General features: G+C 44.0%; 12 protein-coding genes. 5 read left to right on the forward strand and 7 right to left on the reverse strand.

Annotated elements, in window-relative coordinates; all coding sequences use genetic code 11:
* Window positions 1-308 (reverse strand): hypothetical protein (locus GBV73_RS09245; protein ID WP_152878644.1); only part of this gene is annotated, 308 nt, incomplete at its 3' end.
* A 105-nt stretch (window positions 309-413) separates the two neighbouring features.
* Here GBV73_RS09245 and GBV73_RS09250 point away from each other — a divergent pair.
* Window positions 414-1,028, forward strand: coding sequence for a hypothetical protein (locus GBV73_RS09250; protein ID WP_042698682.1), 615 nt, complete (start codon window positions 414-416; stop codon window positions 1,026-1,028).
* A gap of 44 nt (window positions 1,029-1,072) precedes the next feature.
* Window positions 1,073-2,107 (forward strand): DUF3226 domain-containing protein, encoded by a 1,035-nt coding sequence (locus GBV73_RS09255; RefSeq protein ID WP_152880939.1) that lies wholly within the window; start codon window positions 1,073-1,075, stop codon window positions 2,105-2,107.
* A gap of 60 nt (window positions 2,108-2,167) precedes the next feature.
* On the opposite strand, the gene GBV73_RS09260 is transcribed toward GBV73_RS09255, so the two are convergent.
* Complete coding sequence (locus GBV73_RS09260; RefSeq protein WP_042698678.1) at window positions 2,168-3,136, reverse strand: ribose 1,5-bisphosphate isomerase; 969 nt, start codon at window positions 3,134-3,136, stop codon at window positions 2,168-2,170.
* 260 nt (window positions 3,137-3,396) lie between these two features.
* Here GBV73_RS09260 and GBV73_RS09265 point away from each other — a divergent pair, with 260 nt between their 5' ends.
* Window positions 3,397-4,650, forward strand: a complete 1,254-nt coding sequence (locus GBV73_RS09265) for a PLP-dependent aminotransferase family protein (RefSeq protein WP_042698676.1) — start codon at window positions 3,397-3,399, stop codon at window positions 4,648-4,650.
* A gap of 143 nt (window positions 4,651-4,793) precedes the next feature.
* Window positions 4,794-5,522 carry a helix-turn-helix domain-containing protein gene (locus GBV73_RS09270; protein ID WP_152880941.1) on the forward strand — a complete coding sequence of 243 codons (729 nt, stop codon included), beginning with the start codon at window positions 4,794-4,796 and terminating at the stop codon, window positions 5,520-5,522.
* On the opposite strand, the gene GBV73_RS09275 is transcribed toward GBV73_RS09270, so the two are convergent.
* The 4 genes from GBV73_RS09275 to GBV73_RS09290 form a co-directional block, all read right to left on the reverse strand.
* Window positions 5,519-6,307, reverse strand: coding sequence for a 4-phosphopantoate--beta-alanine ligase (locus GBV73_RS09275; RefSeq protein ID WP_087036636.1), 789 nt, complete (start codon window positions 6,305-6,307; stop codon window positions 5,519-5,521). The genes GBV73_RS09270 and GBV73_RS09275 overlap by 4 nt on opposite strands.
* A 47-nt stretch (window positions 6,308-6,354) precedes the next feature.
* On the reverse strand, window positions 6,355-7,761 hold the full coding sequence (locus tag GBV73_RS11240) for a CGP-CTERM sorting domain-containing protein (protein WP_216643942.1): 1,407 nt from the start codon (window positions 7,759-7,761) through the stop codon (window positions 6,355-6,357).
* Between the two features lie 153 nt (window positions 7,762-7,914).
* Window positions 7,915-8,373: a hypothetical protein gene (locus GBV73_RS09285; protein WP_042698663.1), complete on the reverse strand. Its 459-nt coding sequence runs from the start codon at window positions 8,371-8,373 to the stop codon at window positions 7,915-7,917.
* A 452-nt stretch (window positions 8,374-8,825) separates the two neighbouring features.
* Complete coding sequence (locus GBV73_RS09290; protein ID WP_042698661.1) at window positions 8,826-9,257, reverse strand: EVE domain-containing protein; 432 nt, start codon at window positions 9,255-9,257, stop codon at window positions 8,826-8,828.
* 99 nt (window positions 9,258-9,356) lie between these two features.
* Between GBV73_RS09290 and GBV73_RS11190 the strand changes: the two genes are divergently transcribed.
* A complete protein-coding gene (locus tag GBV73_RS11190; RefSeq protein WP_172967222.1) occupies window positions 9,357-9,527 on the forward strand; it encodes a hypothetical protein in 171 nt (56 codons plus the stop codon).
* On the opposite strand, the gene GBV73_RS09295 is transcribed toward GBV73_RS11190, so the two are convergent.
* A partial coding sequence (locus tag GBV73_RS09295; RefSeq protein WP_152880944.1) for a transposase occupies window positions 9,498-9,916 on the reverse strand: 419 nt, incomplete at its 5' end. The genes GBV73_RS11190 and GBV73_RS09295 overlap by 30 nt on opposite strands.

Below are 9,916 nucleotides of genomic sequence, written 5' to 3' on the forward strand. Positions count from 1 at the left end.
TTCTCCCAGTTGTGGAGGGTTGAGTAGTGAATGTTTGCTCCGAAGAATTTTCTGCCGTAGTGCTGGGCGTCTCTGAGAGGTAGGTTGTAGTATTGTTTAAAGAGGAGTATTGCCAGTATTGTTTTTACTGGAAATTTTTTGGATTTTGGCAGGTTCTTCAGCTTTCCTTCTGATTCGAAGTCTGCTAAAACGTCAAGAATTGCGAATGCCACGCTTTCAGGGTCTTTGAGTCTGTGATCCCATCTGGGGATCACGACAACCACCTGAAAGAATTCAGCAAAAACCCTAATAAAGGTTACTATAAACACGCCCCGCCAGAATATGCTCAAAAAGTGCTGAGAATAGATTAATGACCAGTTGGCCCTATTGTCAAAGTTTTATCAAGGATAAGAGCCTTTGGGGGTGAGCTTTACATGAGAGCGAAGAGGGAAGCTCTAAAATCACTCTTCACAGCAATAAACGAGGGTAAAGTTGATAGTGATATAATGGACCTTCTTCTGCTCATCAACTCAATAAAAGGAGTCTACACAACAAGCTCATGCTCAGGAAGGGTTGGAATAATCGAAGAGCCCGAAATAGGGGCCAAGCCGCTGTCAAGGTGGCTCATCAAGAAACATGCTCCAATAACGTTCGAAGAAGCAAAAGAAAGTCTAAAAGCTGCTCAGAAAGGAATGATATTCCTCAAAGCTCAGCCACCGATTTTTCACGTAGTTGGAGAAAGCCTAGAAATAGGGAAAAAGCTTCATGAGATTGGCCTTTCTTCGGGCTTTAAGTACACCACATTCAAAGCCTTGGGTAAAGAGAAAGTCCTGGTGGAGATAAACGGCACCGAATACTTAACCGCCCCTCTCGGCAGAGATGGGAAAATATTAATAAGCGACGAATACCTTGAGTTTTCAATTGCATTAGCAAATGAAATGCTCGAGCGGAGCAAATCAAGATTATCACGGCTTGGAGAGAATTTCAAAAAGCTAAAAGAGGAGATTGGAGAGGATGAGCTCTTTTATGAAGTCCAGGGCTCATTTTAATCCCTGCAGTGCTCATATGTGCTTTGCAGAACGTGGTGGTTGGAATGATAGTGATTACCGGAAAGAATTACCAATCTGCACTTGAAGAGAGAAACCATGAGAAAATACTCTTCCCTGAGTACGGCAAGACCAGAGAGGAACTTAAGACCTTCGTTTCTTCCCTCACGGGCGAGGAGGTTTTAGTTACTGCCAGTTTAGAGCTGATAGACATGTTATTAGCCCGCTTTAGGGGAGAAGATAACGTTCTGGTTTACTCGGACACCGGAAAGTCGCTCACTTTTAAGGAGGCCTTCGAACTCAGGAAATACCTAGACTTCGACCTCCGTGGTGGTGACTTCAAAGGGGAAGAGAAAGTTTCCGTTCTATTTGTGGAGGGAAAAACGGATTCCAAGTTTTTTAAGGCTGCTTATAAGAAGGTCTTTGGCTTCACAGAGTCACGCACGCGAGGAAACTCTAGAAACGTGCCCAAGGCTCTAAAACCAATTGAAACTCTCTTTGATAAGGACAACTACGAACTTATAGTACGTGAGGGGACATATCTTGCGATAATACCCAGTGAGGGCAACTCTGGCGTCGTGAGGAACCTTGGCAACTTCCTCAGAGCGATGGATGTTTTTGATTTTAATGTGGATAAGATAGGTGTTGCCATTGACATCGATGAGGACGAGGAGAGGGTTATACAGTCAATAACTGGTAAGCTGTCATCCTTTGCCTCTGAAAGGCAAGGTGAGAACTTCCAGGTTGGAGAAACAGTGGTAGTGCCCCTTCTTATAGGAACGAGGATCAAACTCGGACCCTGCATAGAGTGGGAAAAGCCGACTGTTGAGGATTTTATGCTGGCTATCCTCAGTGGTAGCAGGGCATTCAAAAGTCTCGAGAGGGCCATAAACATACTGTGTGTTGACCTTGGAAGGAAGCTCAAGCCGAAGGAGGTTATATACCTCGCCATGGCGGCTCAAAAGTTCTGGGGCAACCTTGAGGGCTTCTATGAGATGATGATAATGCGCACTCCCAAGTGGAAGGTAGAAAAAGTCCTTAAAAGAGCCCGCCTGTATGAGAAGATGGAGGAACTGTTCTGACTTTCTCCCGACGTGAACGGCAAGGCTTTCGGAAAAAAGTGGAAAGGCCTAGAAAAGACTTCAGTCCTCCCATGGCTCGGTGTATTTGAGCGCCCATCCAAATTCTTCTCTCAGTATGTCTATTGCAGCATAAGGCGGAATGACGGCCTTTTCGGTGATTATAACGTCAATGTACTCCGGCGGTGTAACATCAAATGCAGGGTTCTTGACAATTATGTTCTTGGGCCATGTCTCAAGTTCTTCTTTTGGAACAACCTCATATGGATCTCTCTCCTCTATTTCGACCAGTTGGCCTAAGAGCGTCTCCGGATGGAACTTATAGGTTTCCGCTGCAATCATCACCCATACTCTGTGCTCTTTTGCTGTTAAAGCAAGTAGGGCAGTCCCTACCTTGTTTATAACGGCACCGTTGGCCGTTATTGAATCTGCACCCATAACAACCTTGTCTGTCATTTTCATGTAGTGTCTTGCGGCCCCATCAACGACGTAGATGACAGGGATTCCCGCTTCAGCAAGCTCTTTTGCGGTAATTTTTCCCTGGTATCTTGGTCTTGTCTCGGTTACGATGACCTTGATGTCTTTTCCATCTTCCCATGCCTTCTTCATAACTCCAACAGCGGCCTTTGAGTGGCAGTGGGTCATTATGACGTCTCCATCTTCAATTCTCTTTGCACCAAACTCAGCTATTCTTTTAACGGCGTTTTCTGAGTTGTGTATAAACTCTTTTGCTGAATTTATAACTATGAACCTAAGCTCCTCCAAGTCAGCACCGCTTTTATATGCTACTTTTGCACGATATGTGACGTATCTCAGGGCATTTGGAAGAGAAACTGCAGTTGGCCTTGTGTGGTATAAAATCTTCGCTGCTTCCTTAATTTCCTCCCAGAGCTCATCCGCACTCTTTGCTTTGCTGTTTTCAGCTTGAAGTTGCAGAGCATAAGCTGCTGACCTTGCTATTTTTCCTGCTCCTCTTATCTCCATCGTCTTTATTTTCTCCGCTATTTCCAAAACCTCTTTTATTACGGGCATTTCGATCCCCCCATTATAGTCTTAATTCCTCAGATGGGTTTATATAGCTCACTCTCACTGTCCCAATTTCTGCTCGTTGATGTTTTTATATGTTCCTTTATGTACATAAATATTTTGCACTTTAAGTTTTTACAAATATAAAGCACATTTCCGACCAACGCCGAAAGCTTTATATTTAATTGCAACAAAACTATCAATGCATAAAATAGGGTATGTGTTCATTTTAGTACATTAAATAAACCACATGGAGGACGATTGAGATGGAGCTTGAGAAGAGACTTAAGGAGAAATTGGAGGCACCGACTTTGGATTACGAAAAATACTTCTCAAAGAAAGCCCTTGGAATGAAAGCTTCAGAGGTTAGGGAGCTTTTAAAGCTTGTTGAGTCTTCAGACGTGATTTCACTTGCTGGGGGTCTTCCAGCACCGGAGACCTTCCCGGTAGAGATAATTGCGGAAATTACTAAAGAGGTTCTTGAAAAGCACGCAGCCCAGGCCCTTCAGTATGGAACTACAAAAGGTTTTACTCCTTTGAGGCTTGCATTGGCTGAGTGGATGAGAAAGAGATATGATATTCCAATCTCTAAGGTAGACATTATGATTACAAGCGGCTCACAGCAAGCCCTTGACTTAATCGGCAGGGTCTTCATAAATCCGGGTGACATCGTTGTTGTCGAGGCCCCAACTTATCTCGCAGCACTCCAGGCTTTCAAGTACTATGAGCCCGAATTTGTCCAAATACCGCTTGACGATGAAGGAATGAGGGTTGATCTCCTCGAGGAGAAGCTGCAGGAACTGGAGAAAGAGGGGAAGAAAGTAAAACTGGTCTACACAATACCCACTTTCCAGAACCCGGCTGGCGTTACAATGAGTGAAAAGAGAAGAAAAAGGCTTCTTGAGCTTGCGAGCGAGTATGACTTCCTGATAGTTGAAGACAACCCATACGGAGAGCTCCGCTATTCCGGCGAACCAGTAAAACCCATTAAGGCATGGGACGACGAGGGCAGAGTTATGTACCTGGGAACGTTCTCCAAGATCCTTGCTCCAGGATTTAGGATTGGATGGATAGCGGCAGAGCCACACTTGATAAGAAAACTCGAGATAGCCAAACAGAGCGTTGACCTCTGTACAAACCCCTTCAGCCAGGTTATAGCGTGGAAGTACGTGGAGGGAGGCCACCTCGACAATCACATACCAAATATAATTGAGTTCTACAAGCCGAGAAGGGATGCAATGTTGAAGGCCTTAGAAGAGTTCATGCCAGAAGGCGTTAAATGGACAAAGCCAGAGGGCGGAATGTTCGTCTGGGTAACCCTTCCCGAGGGAATCGATACAAAGCTAATGCTTGAAAAGGCTGTTGCAAAGGGTGTTGCATACGTTCCGGGAGAAGCTTTCTTCGCCCACAGGGATGTCAAGAACACAATGAGGCTTAACTTCACCTACGTTCCAGAGGAGAAGATCAGAGAAGGTATAAAAAGGCTTGCCGAGACAATAAAAGAGGAAATGAAGAAATAGCAAAGGTTATTAATGAAAAGTTCCAAGTATTCCTGCCCGGGGAGCACCGCCGAAGGCGGAGTCAATGAACTCGGGCGGGTTATTACCCCCTTTTATAGTCAATTGCCGAAAGACTTATAACTGTCTGCTGTGAGGAGTTAATTATGTTGGAGAAAGAAAAGGAAGCTCTGGCAAAAAGAATTGCTGGGGAAATAACCCTATCTTCTGATCCCGGAAAGACCATGAGAAAATGGAGAGAGATATTTGGTGTAAGTCAAACTGAGCTTGCCGAGTTTCTTGGCGTTTCCTCTTCCGTTATCAGCGATTATGAAGGCGGCAGAAGGAAAAGCCCCGGTGCTTCCACGATTAGGAAGTTTGTTGAGGCCCTCCTTGAGATAGATGAGAAGCGGGGAGGGAACGTCATACGGGCTTTCAGCAGGACTATAGGCAGTGATCTTCCCACGAATGCTATTCTCGACATAAGGGAGTTTGCGTTCCCCGTTACAGTTGCTGATATAGTTGAGGCAGTAAAGGGAGAAATCGTCGCAAACGAAGACCTTCTTGGGAGAAAAATCTACGGCTATACTGTTATAGACAGCATACAGGCCATTTTAGAAATGAGCAGCGACGAGTTCTTGAAGCTCTATGGATGGACTACTGAAAGGGCACTAGTCTTTACCAAGGTGACCACGGGAAGAAGCCCAATGATTGCCATAAGGGTTCAGGGGCTGAAGCCGGCGGTAGTTGTCCTCCATGGAGTCAAAAAGCTTGATGAACTCGCTGTAAAAATAGCGGAGAGGGAGAGAGTTCCGCTGGTAATATCAAATGCCAAAGACGAAAACGAGCTAATTGTAAGCCTAAGGGCACTGGTAGAAAAGGTTGAAAAAATTTAAAGGCTTTCCCGTCTCCAAATACCTTCTTCGGCTAATTTTTCCAGCCTAGCCTTCATATGAATTAAGACCTCGCTGAGTACCTTCCCGTTGTCGTATTCCGCCACTATTTTTTCAAGTTCCTCTCTAGGGAGTTCCTTCATCTCCTTGGCAAGCTCAATCATTCTTGGGTATGCCCTCACTATGTTGTCGACTATAGTTATATCCGCCATTCTTGCGCTCCTTGAGAGGGGGTTTAGGTCAACTGTTATAACGAACTTGCCCATCTTTACGAGCGCTTCTGTCCTGTCCCCGTCCTCCAATGGTACAACGACAACATCTGCTTTCCATATGCCGTTCTCATCAACTTTACCCCTTTCGCTTTCTAGGTTTGGGATCCTTTTGGTTGGGTTTATGCCGAGAAGCTCAATCTCCGGGTCATATTTTCTGAGCTCTTCTGCTATTGCCCTAACCCTTGCCTCTGTCCGGTAGAAGAGGTTTATCTCAAGTTTTGCATTGAGGACCTTTGCAAGCTCTATTGTCTCCTTTGGAACCAGTGCCGCCACATTTCCATTTACTGAAAGCACTGGGTGCTCGGCTAAAAGAATTTTTGCGACTGCAGCTCTCATGGCTTTTTCTGCTGGTTCGATAGTTGTTTCCCCGATAAGATAATCAAAAGCTTCCCCCCTTCCATGAGCAATTAGCCCTGCTGTAGCTAAAATGCCTTTTTCAAGGGCTTCTTCCAGTTTATGTCTGTAGTAAAGGCTCCAATACCTGGGATGCGACTTCGGGACAAAAAATTTCGCCATTTTTATCACCACGGGAATATAACGGAAAGAAAATAAAAGCCTTTCTTTCATCTCTTTCTCTTTCTCCAGAGCAGAGAAACCAGTGTAAAGAGCACAAGTGCCGAAGGTCCGCAAATACCTTTGCTTTCCTCACTCGTAGTTGAAGAGGTAGATGTTGGGGTTGTTGAGGAAGATTGGGGTGTGGAGGATGTATCCGTTGTAGTGGTGTAAGAAGTGGTGGTTTGTGATTGTGTAGTTTGAGTTGTTGTGATTGTTGTAGATGTGGAAGAGGTTGTTTCAGTTGTTGAAGTGGTTGTTTCGGCTATAGTTTTCTCTTTTCCAAATCTGAAGAACCATGCGTCGCCATTTTTTGGAGAGTTCAATGTTCCGCTGACCGTTTTTATGTGCACTTCATAGTCGGAAGACTCCAAGGTTATTTTCTTGGGCTCAGGTGAATATTTTTCTTCCGGTATGTCAAGAGACCCATATAGTGTTTCCCATGTAACCTCTGAAACACTGGGAACAATGAACTTTTTGGAGAAATCTTCTGTGTAACCTGCTGCATATATCACACCGTCTTTTAGAATTCCTTTGGCCACCATATCTTCTTTCCCTCCTTGGATTATCCCGAACCACTGCAGCTCTCCCGATTCATCGAACTTTGAAAGAAGAGCGTCGTGATTGCCAGAGGTAAAATTGCCGCTGGAGCCCAAAAGAATTATTTCGGAGTTGTTGAACATTATGGAAACGAACTCATCTCCATATCCTATTCCAAACTGCTTTTTCCAGATTGTATCTCCGTTTTGAGAGATTTTCAGTATGAATGCATTCCCAAACCCTATCTTATCCCCTGTGCTTCCGGCTACATATACATAGTTGTCTTTGAATTCCACTGCCCTTACTTCCTTCAGTGGATATGCTCTAGCCCATCTCAGTTCTCCGGTTAGGTCAAAGGCACAGACAAAAACGCCTTTGTCATAAGATCCAGCAACGTAGATATGGGATGAAGTAGCTTTTACTGCAGTTGCTTTGGCATTTTCATTTCCGAATTCAACTACCCAATTTACGTGACCATTGAGTGACAGCTCAGCTAGAAATGCCCGTTGAATGCTTCCTGTGGGAGTTGTATATCCCGCCACGTAAATTCTGTCATTCGCTATATCTATGGCTTCGACACCGTCATTAAGGCTCCTGCCAAAAGTTTTGAAGTAGAGAAGCTCACCATCTGCACTGAATGCTCCCACAAATGCATTGGCATCTTGAAAGCTTATGGAACCCACCTCTCCCGCAAAATATATTCGGTCTTCATAAAGGACTGCGTCCTTGATGGAAATTGGTTTGGAGGAGTAGATGAGCCTTTGAAATCCTAAGCCCCCTTTGTCATCAACTTTAACAATAAAGCCAGCTCTCACATCTTCGAAGCTTTTCGTGGAACCTACCAAGATTGAGTATGCTTCTCCAGGGAGGTAAGCCACTCCACTGTCGACTTCATTACCGCCCCATGTAAGATACTCCAGCTCCTAGGCATGTGTAAATGGCAACAGAAATAATACTACTACAAAGGCAAAGATCACTAATTTTTTCATGGAATTCACCAAAAGGTATCTTTGATTTCTCCTAAATAAGATTTACCACTGTCTTTTTCTATCTCCCAGGAAGACTTTCATGAAGCCTGAGAATTCTTCTCTTCTGAACTCCTCGTAGAGCTTTCTAGTCTCTTCCTCACTTAGCCACTCGATATCATCAGGAATGCCTTCAAAGAAATCATAATAAACCATATCGCCTTTCCTTGCTACGTTTATTGTGTATATCCTTTTCTTAAGCTCCTGTGCGATTTTTATCTCTCTGCAGACGAGAGATGTAAACTTACCGACTATCCCAATGGCAACAAATACCTCTGCGTCTTTTATCATGTGGTGGGTAGGCTTTAGTCCATAATCGGAGGGGATGATGAAGTTGTTTGAGTTAAGCTTTTCCTCAATAACTTTCAGCACTACCTTCTCGGTTTGAGTATGATAAATAATCGTGGGCTCGCTTACGTATATCAAGGAACCGTATTTCCTTTTCTTTTTAAAAAATCCGAACATTTTCTACACCTCAGGTGGGGATAAACGTCGTCACCACTCGGCTGGGATGACACTCATCATCGGTTACTAACATCAAACTCCCTTCTTTAGGCTTTATTTCCCAAACAGACGGTTTTCCTCGGAGACGTTGTCATCGGTTACAACCCCACTGTCATCCCCGCTCTGTTAAGTACTTCATAAAGAAGCTTAATAATCTTTTGTTTTCTCAAACATAGCAATCTCACCAGCAATTGTTATGCGTCATCGGTTACTGTTCAAATTTCTTTTCTTCATGATTCCCCATTTGTACCTCTACCCCGTGTATTTTCGTGCTTGATCATGTAAATTTTCCTGGAGAAATTTCTTCACACTTGTTCTCAAATAAAAGAAAAAAGTACCGTTGCTCATTGAAGCCTTTTGTTATCTATTGTATCTCGCTACGCTGGTATTTTGATTGGGAGTTCTCCTGAATTTCACAACAAGCTCTTTATTAGCTCATAGTCCTCCTCCGGGATTTCTCTCATTGCCTTGCCCATTAAATGCCCGCTCCACTTCTTCTTATTGGTAATGAACTTCAATTTTGGAATTAAAGGCTTGAACTCAACCTCTCCAAGCTTTATGGGCTTGATCCTCACCCTGAGCGGATAGGTTTCGTTCAAGTGCGGTGGGCTCTTGAAAATCCTGCTTGAATCCTCATAAGGCTCGCTCACAACCTCAAAAATTCCCACGATCTTCGGCTCAAGGATTTGCTTATCTTTTCTTTCCTGCTTTACGTAAATTACGAGTTTGTCTCCGGGTTTTACTCTGGCAATGGTATTCTTGTGCCTCCTTGGCACGCCCCAAACGTTCTTCTCCTTGATAACCTTCCAGTTATCCCTATTCGTTATGCAGAGCCAATACGCCATTGAAACCACCTAAGTTTTTTATGTTGAAGTTCTAAATAAGGATTGCTCTTCCAAAAATTATTTATTCTTAGGAAACCAAGATGATTGGAGGTGATTTTGATGAGTAAAGGGGAGACTATCATTGGAGCAACTTTTCCCGTACCAAAGCCATTATTGAGAAGGATTTTCGAGGAGGGAAAAGATGTTTTTGTAAAACCAGCAACACTCACAAGACTTAAGCCCGGAATGAAAATAATAACCCTAGTTCCCACCATCTGTGAAGTTGTATAATCTGTCCAGATTCACGGCCAGAATCGCCCCTAAAATCCTGACAGCTAACCCCCTCAAACTAACACTCCTGCTCGGCCTCAGAAGAAACTCAGAAAACTTCGAAAACAAAGTCTCAATCCTCCTGCGAAAGTCAGACAAGTACTTGTAAAACTTCTTCTCCTCCAGATTACTAATCTGATTCCCCCGCTTTACTGGCGTGTAAACAACGCCAAACCTCAGAAATTCCTCCTCGAGCCCCCTGCTAACATACCCCTTATCCAAAAACAGAAAACAGCCGGAAAACTCCTCAACAATCACCCAGAACTTTTCCCGGACAACACTCACATCATGCTTATTCGCCGGATCAACAGACAGTAAAGCCAGCAAATTTCCATCAGAGTAACAGGTCA

Source organism: Thermococcus sp. 101 C5 (assembly GCF_009372125.1).
Lineage (GTDB): Archaea > Methanobacteriota_B > Thermococci > Thermococcales > Thermococcaceae > Thermococcus_A > Thermococcus_A bergensis.

Coding starts and splice junctions, on each gene's coding strand:
- GBV73_RS09265 (WP_042698676.1), top strand. CDS start 3,397: ATGGAGCTTGAGAAGAGACTTAAGGAGAAATTGGAGGCACCGACTTTG.
- GBV73_RS09275 (WP_087036636.1), bottom strand. CDS start 6,307: ATGGCGAAATTTTTTGTCCCGAAGTCGCATCCCAGGTATTGGAGCCTT.
- GBV73_RS09285 (WP_042698663.1), bottom strand. CDS start 8,373: ATGTTCGGATTTTTTAAAAAGAAAAGGAAATACGGTTCCTTGATATAC.
- GBV73_RS09255 (WP_152880939.1), top strand. CDS start 1,073: ATGATAGTGATTACCGGAAAGAATTACCAATCTGCACTTGAAGAGAGA.
- GBV73_RS09290 (WP_042698661.1), bottom strand. CDS start 9,257: ATGGCGTATTGGCTCTGCATAACGAATAGGGATAACTGGAAGGTTATC.
- GBV73_RS09250 (WP_042698682.1), top strand. CDS start 414: ATGAGAGCGAAGAGGGAAGCTCTAAAATCACTCTTCACAGCAATAAAC.
- GBV73_RS11190 (WP_172967222.1), top strand. CDS start 9,357: ATGAGTAAAGGGGAGACTATCATTGGAGCAACTTTTCCCGTACCAAAG.
- GBV73_RS09260 (WP_042698678.1), bottom strand. CDS start 3,136: ATGCCCGTAATAAAAGAGGTTTTGGAAATAGCGGAGAAAATAAAGACG.
- GBV73_RS09270 (WP_152880941.1), top strand. CDS start 4,794: ATGTTGGAGAAAGAAAAGGAAGCTCTGGCAAAAAGAATTGCTGGGGAA.